The organism is Gordonia sp. SL306, from assembly GCF_026625785.1.
GTDB lineage: Bacteria > Actinomycetota > Actinomycetes > Mycobacteriales > Mycobacteriaceae > Gordonia.
Map to the genome: position 1 here is coordinate 4,494,909 of NZ_CP113063.1, position 15,904 is coordinate 4,510,812.

15 protein-coding genes and 2 tRNA genes are annotated in these 15,904 nt (G+C 66.2%); 6 read left to right on the plus strand and 11 right to left on the minus strand.

What is annotated here, in order from left to right:
- Position 1 precedes the first annotated feature (1 nt).
- The gene (locus OVA31_RS20535) at positions 2-394 is read left to right on the plus strand and encodes a holo-ACP synthase (protein ID WP_164306596.1); all 393 of its coding nucleotides are present in this window, start codon (positions 2-4) and stop codon (positions 392-394) included.
- Between the two features lie 88 nt (positions 395-482).
- On the opposite strand, the gene OVA31_RS20540 is transcribed toward OVA31_RS20535, so the two are convergent.
- Both OVA31_RS20540 and bcp read right to left on the minus strand, forming a co-directional pair.
- Positions 483-1,115 carry a TetR family transcriptional regulator gene (locus OVA31_RS20540; RefSeq protein ID WP_164306597.1) on the minus strand — a complete coding sequence of 211 codons (633 nt, stop codon included), beginning with the start codon at positions 1,113-1,115 and terminating at the stop codon, positions 483-485.
- A gap of 24 nt (positions 1,116-1,139) precedes the next feature.
- Positions 1,140-1,613, minus strand: coding sequence for a thioredoxin-dependent thiol peroxidase (bcp, locus tag OVA31_RS20545; RefSeq protein WP_267628427.1), 474 nt, complete (start codon positions 1,611-1,613; stop codon positions 1,140-1,142).
- Between the two features lie 232 nt (positions 1,614-1,845).
- On the opposite strand from bcp, the gene OVA31_RS20550 reads away from it, so the two are divergent.
- The 5 genes from OVA31_RS20550 to OVA31_RS20570 all read left to right on the plus strand — a co-directional run bounded on the left by OVA31_RS20550 (position 1,846) and on the right by OVA31_RS20570 (position 6,107).
- A complete protein-coding gene (locus OVA31_RS20550) occupies positions 1,846-2,067 on the plus strand; it encodes a DUF3618 domain-containing protein (protein WP_267628428.1) in 222 nt (73 codons plus the stop codon).
- The gene (locus OVA31_RS20555) at positions 2,064-3,284 is read left to right on the plus strand and encodes a L,D-transpeptidase (RefSeq protein WP_420714093.1); all 1,221 of its coding nucleotides are present in this window, start codon (positions 2,064-2,066) and stop codon (positions 3,282-3,284) included. Before OVA31_RS20550 ends, OVA31_RS20555 begins: the two co-directional genes overlap by 4 nt.
- A gap of 82 nt (positions 3,285-3,366) precedes the next feature.
- Positions 3,367-3,439, plus strand: a tRNA-Lys gene (locus tag OVA31_RS20560).
- Between the two features lie 208 nt (positions 3,440-3,647).
- Positions 3,648-4,862: a L,D-transpeptidase gene (locus OVA31_RS20565; RefSeq protein ID WP_267628429.1), complete on the plus strand. Its 1,215-nt coding sequence runs from the start codon at positions 3,648-3,650 to the stop codon at positions 4,860-4,862.
- A gap of 102 nt (positions 4,863-4,964) precedes the next feature.
- Positions 4,965-6,107, plus strand: coding sequence for an acyl-CoA dehydrogenase family protein (locus OVA31_RS20570; protein ID WP_267631627.1), 1,143 nt, complete (start codon positions 4,965-4,967; stop codon positions 6,105-6,107).
- Between the two features lie 19 nt (positions 6,108-6,126).
- Here OVA31_RS20570 and OVA31_RS20575 read toward each other — a convergent pair whose 3' ends face one another.
- From OVA31_RS20575 to OVA31_RS20615, 9 genes are all read right to left on the minus strand, one after another.
- Positions 6,127-8,172 carry a neutral/alkaline ceramidase gene (locus OVA31_RS20575; protein WP_267628430.1) on the minus strand — a complete coding sequence of 682 codons (2,046 nt, stop codon included), beginning with the start codon at positions 8,170-8,172 and terminating at the stop codon, positions 6,127-6,129.
- Positions 8,173-8,221: 49 nt separating this feature from the next.
- Positions 8,222-8,842 (minus strand): TetR/AcrR family transcriptional regulator, encoded by a 621-nt coding sequence (locus OVA31_RS20580; protein ID WP_267628432.1) that lies wholly within the window; start codon positions 8,840-8,842, stop codon positions 8,222-8,224.
- A 21-nt stretch (positions 8,843-8,863) separates the two neighbouring features.
- On the minus strand, positions 8,864-10,339 hold the full coding sequence (locus OVA31_RS20585; RefSeq protein WP_267628433.1) for a flavin monoamine oxidase family protein: 1,476 nt from the start codon (positions 10,337-10,339) through the stop codon (positions 8,864-8,866).
- Between the two features lie 281 nt (positions 10,340-10,620).
- The gene (locus tag OVA31_RS20590) at positions 10,621-10,782 is read right to left on the minus strand and encodes a hypothetical protein (RefSeq protein ID WP_190268129.1); all 162 of its coding nucleotides are present in this window, start codon (positions 10,780-10,782) and stop codon (positions 10,621-10,623) included.
- Positions 10,783-10,845: 63 nt separating this feature from the next.
- Positions 10,846-11,922 carry a threonine aldolase family protein gene (locus OVA31_RS20595; RefSeq protein ID WP_267628435.1) on the minus strand — a complete coding sequence of 359 codons (1,077 nt, stop codon included), beginning with the start codon at positions 11,920-11,922 and terminating at the stop codon, positions 10,846-10,848.
- Between the two features lie 97 nt (positions 11,923-12,019).
- A tRNA-His gene (locus OVA31_RS20600) sits at positions 12,020-12,092 on the minus strand.
- A gap of 103 nt (positions 12,093-12,195) precedes the next feature.
- Complete coding sequence (gene orn / locus OVA31_RS20605; RefSeq protein WP_267628437.1) at positions 12,196-12,795, minus strand: oligoribonuclease; 600 nt, start codon at positions 12,793-12,795, stop codon at positions 12,196-12,198.
- Positions 12,796-12,915: 120 nt separating this feature from the next.
- Complete coding sequence (gene cmrA, locus OVA31_RS20610; protein ID WP_267628438.1) at positions 12,916-13,737, minus strand: mycolate reductase; 822 nt, start codon at positions 13,735-13,737, stop codon at positions 12,916-12,918.
- A 67-nt stretch (positions 13,738-13,804) separates the two neighbouring features.
- Positions 13,805-15,868, minus strand: a complete 2,064-nt coding sequence (locus tag OVA31_RS20615) for an NADPH-dependent 2,4-dienoyl-CoA reductase (protein ID WP_267628439.1) — start codon at positions 15,866-15,868, stop codon at positions 13,805-13,807.
- Positions 15,869-15,904: the final 36 nt, after the last annotated feature.

Sequence of the window (15,904 nt, forward strand, 5' to 3'; positions counted from 1 at the left end):
GATGAGCGTTCTCGGAGTGGGTATCGACATCGTGTCGATCCCGGAGTTCGGTGAGCAGTTGCGCCAGCCCGGCACGACGTTCGCGGACCGGTTCACGGTTCGCGAACGCCGTGACGCGGCGGCGGGCACCGGCGACGAGGCACGCCATCTGGCCGCACGGTGGGCGGCCAAGGAGGCCGTGGTGAAAGCGTGGTCGGTGAGCCGGTTCTCGCGGTCGCCGCTGCTGCCGCTCATCCGCCACAGCGACATCGAGGTGGTCACCGACAACTGGGGCCGCCCGGCGATCCGCCTGGGCGGAGAGATCGGCGAATTGCTCAAGGACACGCGCCTGCACATCTCGCTCACCCATGACGGCGACACCGCCGCCGCGGTCGCGATCCTGGAAGGCGTCTGACCACACGCGCACGCTCGACGACAAACTGCGCACGCTCGACGGGAAACACTCGTCGAGCGTGCGCAGATTCGCGTCGAGCGTGCGCGGCTCAGTCCTCTGCAGTCGTCTCCTCGAGCAATAGGTAGCCGGCGAGCATCCGCTTGAGCTCCGAGACCGTCTCGTCGTGGTCGTGACCGTCCTGGACGGAGAAACTCAGCAGCGAGTACGCGGTGTGCACCAGCACTTGCGACATCATCTCGCGGCGACCGCGTTGGGTCGGGGTGAGGGGAGCGAGGATGTGTGCGACCTGCTCGGCGAGGACGCGTTCGTTCCGCGAGGCGGTGGCCCTGGTGGCGGGGGTGGACTGCACCGCCAGCCAGACCGCCCGGCGCGACGGGTCGTCGCGCCAGAGTGCGGCGAGGTGATCGAGGAACTTCTCGAGCAGGTGGGGCCATTCCAACGACGGGATCTCCGACGAGAACGCTGCCAACTCCTCCCGGACGTCGACCGTGTCCTGGCGGTCGAGCTCACAGACGATGACGTACTTGTTGGCGAAGTACTGATAGAGGGTGCCGATCGGGACCTCGGCACGCGACGCGATCTCTTCGCAGGTCAACGACTCGAAACCGACCTCGATCAGCAGGTCGCGGGCGGCGCCGAGCATCGCGGAGAACTTCTTCTTGCTACGTTCCTGCGTCGGCCGCTTCCGTGGGACCAGCGGCTCGGCGAGTGATGCGGACATCGTCGTCGCTCCTCGAGGCCGGTCTCACACGGCGATATCGCGCCGGAGCTTGGCGACATGCCCCGTGGCGCGGACGTTGTACTGTGCCACTTCGATCTTGCCGTCCTCGTCGACGAGAAAGGTCGAACGGATCACGCCGGTCACGGTCTTGCCGTACATCTTCTTCTCGCCGAAGGCGCCCCAGGCGCTGAGGACCTCTTTGTCCGGGTCGGACAACAGCGGGAACGTCAGGTCCTGAGCCTCGGTGAACTTCGCCAGCTTGGCCGGCTTGTCGGGCGAGATCCCGAGGACCGCGATGCCCGCGTCGTCGAGGTCCTTCAGGTTGTCGCGGAAATCACATGCCTGCTTCGTGCAGCCGGGGGTGGACGCCGCCGGATAGAAGTAGACGATCACCTTGCGTCCGGCGTAGTCGGACAGGGACACCGGCGTGTCCTGCGAATCGTGAAGGGTGAAAGCGGGGGCTGGGTCTCCGACGGACAACCTCGGTGTCGCTGGCATACCGCCAGGTTAGTCGATGCGCACATCGGTCGGATGCCGCGTGGGGGTGCGGAATGTCGGTATCGCTCGATTTCACGTGGGCACTCCGGCGCGGCGCGTGGCGGCGCGCATGCCTGGTGGGGCCGCCGATGCCGTAGTCTCGAAAGGTCGCAACTCAGGCGTCGCGCGGGTGGCCGGAACGCTGCCGAACACCGATCCGATGACGCCGTCAATCACGTATGGGAGGAACCACGTGGCCGGGGATACCGAACGTATCGAGCAGGAGATCGCACAGGCGCGCGAGGACCTGGCCAAGACCCTCGATTCGCTGGCCGAGCGCGCGAATCCGCAGCGGCTGGCAGGCGATGTCAAGAAGAAGGTGATGGCCACCCTCTCGACCCCGGCGGTGAAGTACACGCTGGCGGGGGTCGGGACAGTAGTCGTCGTCGTGATCGTACGAAAGATCGTGAAGTGACCGATGTTCGTCTGCCCGGCGTACGCCGGGCTCGTCGCCGTGGCGCCGGAGTGGCGCTGGTTGCCGCACTCTCCGTCGTCGCGCTCGCGGGTTGCTCCACGTCGTCGAGCTATCCCGACGTCATCACCGACGCCCAGAGCCTCGATTCCGTGGCGCAGCCGACCATCTCGGTGACCGGCTGGCATGACCAGCCGATGAACGACAAGGCCGTCGGTGTGATGCCCGGTGCGCCGATCACGGTCACCGCCCACGACGGCAATCTGTCGTCGGTGGTCGTGTCGGGCCCCGACGGTCCGGTCCCGGGGAAGACGTCGTCGGACGGCGCTCACTGGGTCTCCACGGGTGCCCTCGACTTCGGTGCCGACTACTCCCTGACGGCGGCCGCTCGCGGCGTCGACGGCGCCGGGGCCCGCAAGATCGGCTTCACCACCGCCTCGGCCGACTCGCTGGCCGATGCGTCCACCGTGACCGGCGACGGTGAGACCGTCGGCGTCGGGCAGCCCGTGGTGATCAACTTCGACACCCCGGTCGCCGACAAGCGCAACGCGGAGAACGCCATCAAGGTCACCACCGACCCGCCGGTCGAGGGCGCGTTCTACTGGCTGAACGACAGCATGGTGCGGTGGCGTCCGGAACACTTCTGGAAGCCAGGCACCAAGGTGCACGTCGCGGCGAACATCAAGGGAATCGACCTCGGCGACGGCGTGTTCGGCGAGAACAATCTGGATTCCGGCTTCAAGGTCGGCCGAAGCTTCATCGCGGTGGCCGACGACAAGACCAAACAGCTGACGGTCTCGGTGAACGGCAAGGTGGTCAAGACCATGCCGACCTCGCTGGGCAAGGACTCCACACCCACCAACAACGGGACCTACATCGTGGCCGAGCGCGAGCCGAGCGTGGTCATGGACTCCTCGACCTACGGTGTGCCGGTGAACTCTCCGGAGGGGTACAAGGAGACGGTCTACGACGCGACCCGAATCTCGTTCAGCGGCATCTACGTCCACTCCGCGCCGTGGTCACTCGGCGATCAGGGCGTCGACGACGTCAGCAACGGGTGCCTGAACGTGAGCCCGGAGAACGCGGAATGGTTCCTCAACCATGCGTTGCGCGGCGACATCGTGATCGCGAAAAACACTGTCGGTCCAACACTTCCCGGCGACGACGGGCTCGGGGACTGGAACGTCCCCTGGTCGGTCTGGAAGAAGGGCAATGCCTGATCGACACGGTGCCCAGGGGCCGTCGTGGGGGCGATTTCACTTCTGTCGCCACGACATGTAAGGTTCCTTTTCGCACCGGCAAGCGCCATTAGCTCAATTGGCAGAGCAGCTGACTCTTAATCAGCGGGTTCGGGGTTCGAGTCCCTGATGGCGCACAACACACACAGATGAACGCCCCGCCCAGCGCGGGGCGTTTTTCTGTCGGGTGGAACACACTGTGCGGGCCCCGATTCATCCGGGGAACCGACTCGGACAAACCGGTCGCACGTCGTCTCGTACACTTGTGTCCAACCGTGGGTCAGGGGCGCGTCATCGTCGACGTGAGCGGTGAGATCGTCGTGGTGGTTACAAGGTTGGAGGATCATGGGGATCAGTCGTACCCGGATGGGGCGTCGTTCACCGCTCGCGCTCATCGGCGTCCTCGTCGCGATCGTCGCGAGCGTGTCGTCGTGCACGGAGGACCCGAAGTATTCGTCGGATGTCGGGAGTTCCAACCTGATCGACGACATGCTCAAGCCGGGGGTGGAAGTCTCGGAATGGGGCAATCGCCCGCTGGCCGATCAGGCGGTCGGGATCCAGCCGGGGGCGCCGATCACCGTTGCCGCCCGCGAAGGCGCCATCACCGGCGTGGTGATCTCCAAGGCCGACGGCTCGCCGGTCAAGGGCGAACTCTCCGAGGACGGCACCACGTGGACCAGCGCGGAGCCGCTCGGCTACAACCGCACCTACACACTGCAGGCCGACGCGGTCGGGATCGGCGGCAAGAGCACCAAACGCGTCTCGTTCACCACCCGCGCGCCGAACAACCTCACGCAGGCATACCTGACACCGTCGCCACGTGAGACGGTCGGCGTCGGTCAGCCGGTCGCGGTCAAGTTCGACGAGCCGATACCGGACCGGAAGGCCGCCCAGGACGCCATCAAGGTCACCACCGACCCCCCGACCGCCGGCGCGTTCTACTGGATCAGCGACTCGGAGGTCCGGTGGCGTCCGCAACACTGGTGGAAGACCGGCACCAAGGTCGCCGTCGCGGTCAACACCTACGGCATCGATCTCGGCGATGGATTGTTCGGCCAGGAGAACGTACGCACCGACTTCCAGGTGGGGCGGTCGATGATCATCACTGCCGACGACAACTCCAAGCAGGTCAGCTTTGCCCGGGACGGGAAGGTGATCCGCAGCATGCCGACCTCGATGGGCAAGCCGGGTGCGGAGACCGACAACGGGGTGTACCTGGTGTCGGACAAGCACGACCACATCATCATGGACTCGTCGACCTACGGCGTGCCGGTGACGTCTGCCGACGGTTATCGCACGCCGGTGGACTATGCGACCCGGATGTCCTACAGCGGCATCTTCTTCCACTCCGCACCGTGGTCGGTCTGGGCCCAGGGCAACACCAACACCAGCCACGGCTGCTTGAACCTCAGCCCGGATGATGCGCTCTGGGTCATGCGCAACACGCTGCGTGGGGACCCGGTGGTGGTGAAGAACACCGGGGGAGCGACCCTGTCGGGCACCGACGGGCTGGGGGATTGGAACATCCCGTGGGCCGTGTGGTCGAAGGGCAACGCCTGACCGCGGTCGGACTCCCTCGCGAGGTGGTCGCGCCGACGTTACCAACACCCACTGTTACGATCGCCGATGACAGTAACGTCCGACGACAAAGGGTGTGCCGACATGGCCGAACGCTCCTCCTGGGAAACCGACGATCTCACCGCGCTGCGTGATCTCGCTCGCAGCTTCTGTGAGAAAGAGATCAAGCCGAACATCGAGAAGTTCATCGACCAGCATCATGTCGACCGCGACCTGTGGAACAAGGCCGGCGAGCTGGGGCTGCTCTGCATGTCGATCCCGGAGGAGTACGGGGGCGGTGGTGGCACGTTCGCGCACGAGGCTGTGCTCATCGAAGAGCAGGCGCGCGTTGCCGATTCGTCCTGGGGGGCGAGCCTGCACAACGGGATCGTCGCGCACTACCTCCTCGCATACGGATCCGAGGAGCAGAAGAAGACCTGGCTGCCCAGGATGGCCGGCGGGGAAGCGGTCGGCGCCATCGCGATGACCGAACCGGGGACGGGTTCGGATCTGCAGAACGTGAAGACAAAGGCGATCCAGCAGGGCGACGAATACGTGATCGACGGGTCGAAGACCTTCATCACCAACGGCAGCCAGGCCGACCTGATCATCGTGGTGGCCAAGACCGACACCAGTGAGGGCGCCAAGGGGATCTCGCTGATCCTCGTCGAAGCGGACCGTGAGGGCTTCCGCCGCGGCCGGGTGCTGGACAAGGTCGGTCAGCGTGGCCAGGACACGTCGGAGCTCTTCTTCGACGGCGTCCGCGTGCCGACCTCGAATCTGCTGGGGCAGGAAGAAGGTCAGGGCTTCATCCAGCTGATGCAGCAGCTACCGCAGGAGCGACTCATCATCGCGGTGGCCTCGGTGGCAGGCATGGAGAGCGCGGTTGCGCAGACCATCGAATACACCAAGGACCGCACGGCCTTCGGCCGACCGATCTTCGGCTTCCAGAACACCAAGTTCAAGCTCGCCGAGGCCGCGACGGAGACACGGATCGCGCGGGTCTTCGTGGACGACTGCATCACCAAACACCTCGACGGCAAGCTCGACATCCCGACCGTGGCGATGGCGAAGTGGTGGACCAGCGATCGTGCCATGGTCGTGGCCGACGAATGCCTGCAACTCTTCGGTGGGTACGGCTACATGAACGAGTACCCGATAGCGCGGATGTGGGCCGACAACCGCGTGCAGAAGATCTACGCCGGCACCAACGAGATCATGAAGGAGATCATCGCGCGATCCCTCTGAAGTGCCCGGAGATCGTCGATCAGCCGACCGTGAATTCCGTCGAGGTGCCGATGAACGAACGGGTGGATCCGTTGTCGGCCCGGCTGTCCCCGTGGTACCGGATGCGGAACCGGCCGGAGGTGCCCGACGGAATCGTCCACTCGATCCGGATCACCGAGGCCTGGGTCTCACCGGCCGGACGTCGCCAATGGAGTTCGGTCTCCCAGTCGTTGTCGTCGGCGACGGTGGTCCAGGACATACGGTCTCGCCGTTGGATCTCGAGGTAGGTCCCGCCGGTGCGCAGCCGGTTGTTCGGGTGCGCACCGGCGAACTCGGCCACCGCCACCTGACCCGGGCGGTACCGGCCCGCGGGGCGGGACAGCAGGTCTCCGTAGCCGCGGCCCGCCACCGGACGGTCGGGTGGAACCGGTGGCAGCAGGTCGGGCTGGAATCCCGACTTGTTCAGCGGGGCAGGGCCCCGGCCGAGTGGGCTGCCCGACGCCATTGCGGCGGCCAGCGCGTGGAACTCCTGCATGTACGCCGACAGCGTCCATCGCCCGAATTGGGTCTCGCCGCCCTCGTACTGCTGGGCGTCGTATTCTTCGGGGGTGGTGACGTATTGCGTGTAGGAGTTCGAATAGCCCTGCACCAGAATGTTGTCGGGGTCGATCCGCAACGCATCGGCGACGACGGTCCGTAATCGGAGGCCCGCGACGATGGTCACCTCGGCGGGCACCGCAACCAGGACGAGATCTCCGATACGGAGGATCTGCAGCGGGACGACCTGAGGAATCCATGGTGCCGGCGGCATGATCCCGAGCGGGAACAGGATGAACTTGGGGGCCTGCATGTCGCGGATCCACGGGGAGACGGGCGGTCGCCGGTCGCCGCCGAACGCGGAGACCAGCGGGTTGGTGGTGCCCTCTTTCAGGAACGGGAGCTGGGATTTCCAGTTGTCCTCAGTGCTGGTCGCTGCCGCGGCGGCACCCATCATCGCCGGCGTGGTGGCGGCCGGTCTGCCTTCGGGCGTGTATGCACCATCGATCTTCACCGCGGACATGTCGACGTAGCGCACGATGGAGTCGACACCGCCGCGGGTCATCTGACGTGCGTCATCGAATGCGGTTCGGCCTGCGAGGTATTGGCGTTCGCCGATCATCTCGCAGTTCGTCTTGTTGTCGGAGGTCGGACCGCCCGGATGCATCTTCACCAGGTTGAGATTCGGTGTCATGTCACCGCTGTTGGTCTGCGGGAAGGCCGCGACGAAGCCGGGATGGGTGCGCTCCCAGCGGTAGCTGGCGTAGCCCTTGTTGTCGCCGGCGATGAGCCGATTTCGGTCGGTCAGTGACGTGCCGTGGGTGGAGAACCAGGTGATGGCGCCGACGTCGGTGTCGCCCTGCCGGAATCGCAGCACGGTGACCTTCGGGTCGATGGCCTCGGGGAAGTGCTTCCGGTCGGAGCCGGGGTTGAGGTCGAACGCGACCTTCGACCGGTTGCGGCTCGCGTTGTGCAGCTCTCCGTGACCGATGGAGAGCGTCCCGGGTGCGAGATTCTCATGGGCGCGCACGATGGCCGTATAGATCCCGTTCAGCTCGGCCTCGTAGGAGTTCTTCTTGAAGCCGTAGGCCGCAAGAGAATACGCGAAGTCCCAGGCCGTACCCCCGCAGGAGGCGTGGCTGTGCGTGGCATTGAGATTGACGTTGCGCTCGGTGTACAGGGAGCCGAACCTCTGGCGGAGCCGGGGCATCAGGCCCATGTGGTGCGACTCGAAGAGGCAGGCGATGTCCGCGGTCACGAACACCACCCGCTCGCCGCTGCCACGGTCGACGATGATGTAGGCGCGTGCCCAGCAGCGCTGGAGGAGGCCTGCCGCGACCTGGTCGGCGTCGGAGTACCCCATCATGCCCTGGCCGGCGATCGCGCCGGTGATGTCGGCGATACCGCAACCGACGAGGAGGTCGGTGCTCCCCGTGCCGGTCGCCTTCGGCGCCGCCTCGGCCACCGGCGGCCTCGCGGTGAGTGCGGCGCCGCCCCCGACGGCCGTCGCCGCAACCCCGGCGAGGAGCTGTCTACGTGTCACGTCCATGATCTGTCCCCCTGTCGATCTCGCGTCATCGTCGACGCGCAGATGTTGATCAGCTCGAGCGTGTGCGGGTCACGTGGCCGAGAAGCAGCGTCACGGTCGCCTCGGCGACGCGTTCGCAGACAGCGCGGTCGCGCGTGTTGAGATAGGCCAGGGTGATCCCGTCCGTCGCCGCGACCACGAGCGGGGCCAGTTCGTCGGTCGGACGGTCCCATTCGACTCCGGCCTGCTCGGCGCCGATGCCGAGTCCGTATGCGATGGCCTCGTAATAGCGGCGGTACATGTCGGCGCCGAGTCCGGCGAGCCCGGCGGTCTGTCTCGCGTACTGGTTGAGCGAGATCATCGCCTGTTCACGGTCCGGGTCCTCGATCAGACCGTAGATATAGCCGAACAGACTCTCCCGCAGCATGATCCGGATTCCGTCGAAACCACCGATGCCGTCTGCCGATGCCGCGGTCAGGGCGTCGGCGATCACTGCCAACTCCCTGTCGGTACCGCGCTCCACCAGCGCGGCCAGCAGGTCGTCGCGCGAGGTGAAGACATAGTGGAAGGTCGAGAGCGTCATCCCCGCCTCGGTGCAGATCGCCCGCGTGGTGGCGCCGTCGACGCCGTCGTGGGCGATCACCCGAAACGCCGCGTCGAGCAGCAGCTCACGGCGCTTCTCGACAGCCATCCTGGCCATGATGTGCCCGGATCAGCGGAGGTCGGCGAGGACTTCGCGTGCGGCGCGCCGCCCCGATCGCACCGCGCCGTCCATGTACCCGGTCCAGTAGTCGGCGGTCTCGGTGCCTGCCCAGTGGATGGGGCCGACCGGATCACGCAGTGCCGGACCGTATTTGGTCAAGGTCCCCGGCGAGCTGACCGCAACCGGACCGCCTCGCGACCACTCCTCGAGATCCCATTTGAACACGCCGTAGTCGACGAGATCGCGCGCCTCGGGGCCGAAGTAGTCGACGAAGTTGCCGACGCACTCACGGACGATCTGGCTCTCCGGCGCATGATCGAGTCTGCGCATGGCATCGGCGGAGATGAACCCGATGAGTATGTGACGACCTTCGGCATGACTCTCGAAGGTCACATCGATCGGCCGCCCGTTGCCGATCACTTGACCGGAGAAACCCTTGTCCCGCCAGAACGGTCGTCGGTAGACCGCGGAGAACTTGCTGACCGCCCCCATGTGGAAACCGCGGGTGAGGGCGACGCGTGCGGCAGGCAGTCCGGGTCGGTATCTGATCTGACCGCTGATCGCGGGCGACATCGCGACGATGACCTTGCGTGCGCGGAATGTCCCGGCATCGCTGTTGACCGAGGCGATCCCGCCCGTGTGGTCGATGGAGCGGACCGGCGCGTTGTACACGACACGTGACCCGAGGGCGTTCGCCATGCGCAACGGGATCAGCGCCGCACCGCCCTCGAAGAGACTCTCCTGCGCGCCGCCGTCGGTGCTCAGCAGGCGGATGAGCGTTCCGGGATTGTTCTCGTCGCCGGACGCAGCGATGTAGTTGATGTAGTAGAGGGCCGAGACCTCGTCGGGGCGCACGGAGAGGGCGGCCGACATCGCGATGCTGGTCAGCATGCGTGCGGTCGGGTCCGAGGTGACGGAGTCGGTGTACTGCTTCCAGGTGATCGAATCCAGATAGCGGGCATTCGGATGCTTCCAGGCCTCGCCGACCGGGAAGGGGAGCAGGGCCTCGGCCTGGGCGCGGGCCAGCGCCGGCAGCGCCGCGAGGGTCGAGAACTCGGCGGGCAGCGGTAGCGCCGCGGGCATCCGGGTGCCTTTGTCCGTGTTCCAGAAGACGCTGTCGCCCTGGTTGTAGGTGCGGATCGAACGCACGTCGTATTCGCGCGCGAGGCCGGCGATGTGGTTCTGCGTCGGTCCGATGAACTCGGCTCCGGCATCGAGGGTGGCGCCTGCCCTCGGCGTGGTGATGTTGTGGACCCGTCCACCAGCCCGGTTGCGTGCCTCCAACACGACGACGGTCGCTCCGGACTCGCTCAGGGTCTTGGCCGCCGACAACCCGGACAGTCCGCCACCGACCACGATCGCATCGACGGTGTCGCCGGGAGCGGCCGCCGCGCGACCACTGCCGAGCGTGGCCACGCCGGCGACCGCGCCCGCGGTCGCGACTGCGCCGCCCAGAAAGACGCGGCGTGAGATGTCTTGGCTCATGAAGGTTTCCGATCCTGACCAGGGACTGCTGGAGTCCGCCACGGGGTACGACGAAACGTTAGGGTCCAGATGTTTAGGTCATTTGACCTGAAGTAACGGCAGAGTAACAGGTGCCTGTGTCGTACGTCTCGGAGGTGGCGGTGTGTCGGATCTGGTCACCGTGGGCCCGCGCCACGAAAACCACCCCACCGCCGACGATTCATCCCTGCGGTGACAGGGCATCGTCGGAGACGGGGTGGAGTGGACGGCGACCCACGAGGGCGTGATCCGCCCTCGTCGCGCTACTTGTACTTCTTGATGATCTTGGCCGCCTCGTCGGCGTCGACATTCTTCGCCACGAGCTTGGCGTTCTTGGTCTTCCGGATGGAGTACTTGCCATCCTTCTTCGCCGCGGCAACGTGCAGACCGACCTTCTTGGCCGCCTTGTTCAGATCCTCGAGCATGCGCGGGATAGTACGGGATGGAGGTGAACAGTCGGCGTCGCGGCTCCGGCGGCGGCCGGGCAGCTACGCCGCGTCTTCCGCCCGTCGGATCGCCGCCACGAGCGCATCGACCGCATCCGGAGTCGTCGCATGGGATGTGACGAGGCGCGCGACACCTGGCTCGGGGTGGCCGTGATGAAAGACGAAGCCGTCGTCGGTGAGTGCCTCGACGGTCGCATCCGGCAGGTGGCAGAACACGATGTTCGCCCCGCCCGTTCCGTGCACGTCCACGTGCGGCGTGGCCCGGAGGCCGTCGACGAGGCGTTCGGCCATCGCGTTGGCGTGGCGAGCGTTGCGCAACCACAGGTCGTCGGTCAGGTACGCGGCGAGCTGCGCGGACTGAAAACGCATCTTCGAGGTGAGCTGCCCAGCCCGCTTGACCCGATAGGCGAGTTCGGTCCCGAGTGTCGTGTCGAAGGCGACCACGGCATCGGTGGTGAGGCCGCCGTTCTTCGTCACCCCGAAGGAGAGGATGTCGACGCCCGCGCGCCAGGTCATCTCGGCAGCACTGATGTCCAGTGCGACAAGCGCGTTCGTGAACCGAGCGCCGTCCATGTGTACCCGCAGACCCGCGTCGTGGGCGATCGTGGTCAACGCGCGGATCTCGTCGACGGTGTAGACCGATCCGCTCTCGGTGGCCTGTGTGATGCTGACGACCTGCGGTTGGGCACTGTGGATGCTGCCGACACCGGCGCGCACGGCACGACCGAGTTCGTCGGGATCGATCTTGCCGTCCGGCCCGTCGAGGGGGATCAGCTTGCCGCCCGAGGTGAAGAACTCCGGCGCGCCGCATTCGTCATAGAAGATGTGGCTCCCGCGATGACAGAGGACCGACCCCCACGGGTCGAGAAGCGTCGCCAGGGCCAACCCGTTGGCCGCGGATCCCGTCGATACGCAGTGCACGATCGCCTCATGGCCGAAGACCTCGGCGACCTTGCGTCGGGCTTGCGAGGTGTACGCGTCCTCGCCGTAGGCGAGGTGCCCGCCTGTCGACGCATGTGCGACCGCTTCGACGATCTCGGTCGAAGCGCCGACCCCGTTGTCGCTGGCGAACATCCGATCGGCCGGGTGGCCGACGAACGTGGCGTCCGATTCAGGCATGAGCACAAGTGTAGGTGGATCGAACAGCAGCCCTCAGAGCCGCAGACGAACAATGCCCCACCTGCGCCGTCGCAGGTGGGGCATTGATTCTTCTCGGGGTGGATGACGGGACTCGAACCCGCGACAGCCAGGATCACAACCTGGTGCTCTACCAACTGAACTACATCCACCATCGGCGTCCGTCACCCAGGATCGCTCACCGGGTCCCAGAGCCAAGGTCATACTCTAGCCGGTCGGGCCGCCCGAACTCCAATCGGCAGGCGGTGCGCGTGTTCACGCAGGTCCGAGGTCCTTCACGATGGCGGCGAGGTCATCGGCGTCAGGACCGGGTGCCGCGACGAAGACGGCTGTCCGGTAGTACTTCAGCTCGCGGATGGACTCCCGTATGTCGGCGAGTGCGCGGTGGGCGAGTCCCTTCTCGGGCTGCCCGTAGTAGATCTTCGGGTACCAGCGGCGGCACAGCTCCTTGATCGAGCTCACGTCGACCATGCGGTAGTGCAGGTAGGCGTCGAGTTCCGGCATGTCCCGGGCGATGAAGCCGCGGTCGGTGGCGATCGAATTGCCCGCGAGTGGCACGGCGCCTGCCGTGGTCACCTGGGTACGGATGTAGTCGAGGACCTGCTTCTCGGCTTCGGCGACGGTCACCGTCGAGGCGCGCACCTCGTCGGTCAGGCCAGACGCGGCGTGCATCTTGGTGACCACGTCGGGCATTGCTGCGAGGTCGTCGTCGGCAGCGTGGATCACGATGTCCACGCCGTCACCGAGGACATTGAGTTCGCTGTCGGTGACGAGCGCGGCGATCTCGATCAGCTTGTCCGATTCGAGACGCAGACCGGTCATCTCGCAATCGATCCACACCAGTTTGTCCTGCATCCGGTCAACCTTAGTCGTCGGTGTGGTTCATGACGGACGGCGACCGCTCTTGTTTGCTGTGATGCACGCGCCGTCGGGCCGATTCCGTCGTCGAGAGTCAGCGGAATGCGCGTGTCGGGACTACGGATTCGCCGGTTCGTCGCCACCGAGTCTGCGGTAGAAACTGCCGACGATCGGCGCGACGACCGCGCGCGGACTGTAACCACCGGCCACCGACATCGCTTTGGACAGAGTGCCCGGGACCACGCGCATCTTGTTGTTCTCCAACGCATCCAGGCTCAACTCGGCGACCTTGGCGCTGGAGTGCCAGAGGAAGTCGGGGACCACACGATCAACGATCGAGGCATCTTCGGGAGTGGGTGTCGAGGTGCGTACCGGGCCGGGCGCGAGCAGCGTCACGTGGACGCCCCGGGGGCCGACCTCACCGCGCAGCGACTCGCTGAAGGAGTTCACGAAGGCCTTGGTGGCCGCATAGGTGGCGTTGTTGGGGATGGGCATGTTCCCGGCGGCCGAACCCACCATGAGGATGCCGCCGGAACCACGGCGCACCATCTGCGGCAGCACCGCCAGTGTCAGGTCATGGACGGCGTTCACGTTCAGGCGGACCTGTGCGCGCTCGTAGTCGGGGTCGAGCTCGCTGAGGGCCCCGAACGTCGAGATGCCCGCGTTGTTGCAGAGGACGGAGATCTCGCGGTCGGCCAGCTCGGCGCAGAAGACCTCGACGGCGCACGGATCCGACAGATCCACCGCCCGGACCTCGGCCTGGACATCGTGCTGTGCGCGGATCCGGGCGGAGAGATCTTCGAGGATGTCGCCGCGCCGGGCGACCAGGACGAGCGAGTGCCCGCGCGCGGCCAAGTCCCAGGCGAGGGCCATCCCGATGCCCGATGAGGCGCCGGTCACCACGGCGCGGGCGGACTCGTTCGGCGCAGGTATACCCATGACAGAAATCCTAGTCGGGCGCCGACCGTCGGCCGGCGCCCGAGGGATTCATGACTCGATCGCTTCCTCAGGCGATGCCGGCGGCCACCTCGGTGCCCTGGCGGATGGCCCGCTTGGCGTCGAGTTCGGCGGCCAGATCGGCACCGCCGATGACGTGGGTGGTCACGCCTGCCACGGTCAGCGGATCGACGAGCTCGCGAACAGATTCCTGACCGGCGCACACGACCACGTTGTCGACCTCGAGCACACGCGTCTCGGTCACCGAGCCGTCCTCACCTCGGAAGCTCAGGTGCAGGCCCTGATCGTCGATCTTGTCGTAGGTCGCTCCGCTGATCTGCTCGACGCCCTTCATCTTGACCGTGGCGCGGTGCACCCAGCCGGTGGTCTTGCCGAGCGACTTGCCCTGCCGGCCGGATTTGCGCTGCACCAGGAACACCTCGCGCGCCGCGGGGAGCGGGCGGGGCTTGGTGACGAAGCCGGGCTTCGAGAGGTCTTCGCTCACACCCCATTCCTGTTCCCATTCCTTGAGATTCAGGGTCGGTGACTCATCGACGGTCAGGAACTCGGTGATGTCGAAGCCGATTCCGCCTGCCCCGATCACGGCGACCCGCTTGCCGATCTCACGGTGACCGAGGACGGCATCGGCATAGGACATGACCATCGGGTGGTCGATGCCGGGGATCTCGGGCATCCGTGGGGTGACGCCGGTCGCCACGATCACCTCGTCGAACTTCGCCTCGATGATCTCCTCTGCAGTGATCCGGGTGTCGAGGTGAACCGTGACGTTGTTGATCTCGAGCTGGCGGGTGTAGTAGCGGATGGTCTCGTTGAACTCTTCCTTGCCGGGAATCCTTGCGGCGATGGAGAACTGGCCACCGATGTGTTCACCTGCCTCGTACAGGTGCACCTTGTGGCCGCGCTGGGCGGTCGACACCGCCGCCGACAGACCGGCCGGCCCGGCGCCGATCACCGCGACCCGCTTCGCCCGGCGGGTGGCGCCCAGCGTGAGGGTGGTCTCACGTCCCGCGCGCGGGTTGAGCAGACACGACACCTTCTTGCCGACGAATGCGTGATCGAGACAGGCCTGGTTGCATCCGATGCAGGTGTTGATCTCGTCGGCGCGACCGGTCTCGGCCTTCGCGGCGAAGTCGGGGTCGGCGAGCAGCGGGCGCGCCATCGAGATCGCGTCGACCTTGCCGCGCTCGAGGATCTCCTCGGCGATCTCGGGGGTGTTGATGCGGTTGCTGGCGATCAGCGGGATGGACACCTCGTCGCGCAGCCGCTCGGTGAACTTCACGAAGGCGGCGCGCGGCACCGAGGTCACAATGGTCGGCACACCGGCCTCGTGCCAACCGATGTCGCTGTTGATCGCATCCACGCCGTATTCCTCGGCCTTGCGGGCCATGAGCGCGATCTCGTCCCAGGTCTGGCCCTTGCGGACGAAGTCGGCGATCGACTGACGCAGGATGACCGGGAAGTCGCGCGGCACCTGGCGGCGGATCTCTTTGATGATCTCGACCAGGAAGCGCTGCCGGTTCTCGGTGGAGCCGCCCCACTTGTCGGTGCGGTCGTTGGTGTGCGGGCAGAGGAACTGATTGATCAGATAACCCTCGCCGCCCATGATCTCGATGGCGTCGTATCCGGCCCTGCGGGCGAGTTTGGCGGAGCGGCCGAACGAGCGGATGACGTGCCAGATGATCTGTTCGGTCATCTTCAGATGCTTGAACGGGTGAATGGGGGAGGGTTCCGAACCCGCGGCGACCTTCAGCGGTGTGTAACCGTACCGGCCTGCATGGATGAGCTGCATCGCGATCTTGCCGTCCTCGCGGTGAACGGCGCGGGTGATCCGCTGGTGCCGCTTCACATCCGCGACATTGGTCATCTTGCCGGCGAAGGGCAGCAGGAGTCCGGTCCGCGACGAGCTGAAGCCGCCCGTGATGATCAAGCCGACCCCACCCCGAGCGCGCTCGGCGTAGTAGGCGGCGAGCTTGTCGGTGTCCCAGACGCGGTCCTCGAGCCCGGTGTGCATGGAGCCCATGACGAGCCGGTTCTTCAGTGTCGTCCCGCCGAGCTGCATGGGCTCGAACAGTCTCGGATAGTGCGGATTCGGTGCGGCCGTGTGGGCTGACATGGCGACCTTTCGGATTCGATGGATGACCGGATGAGG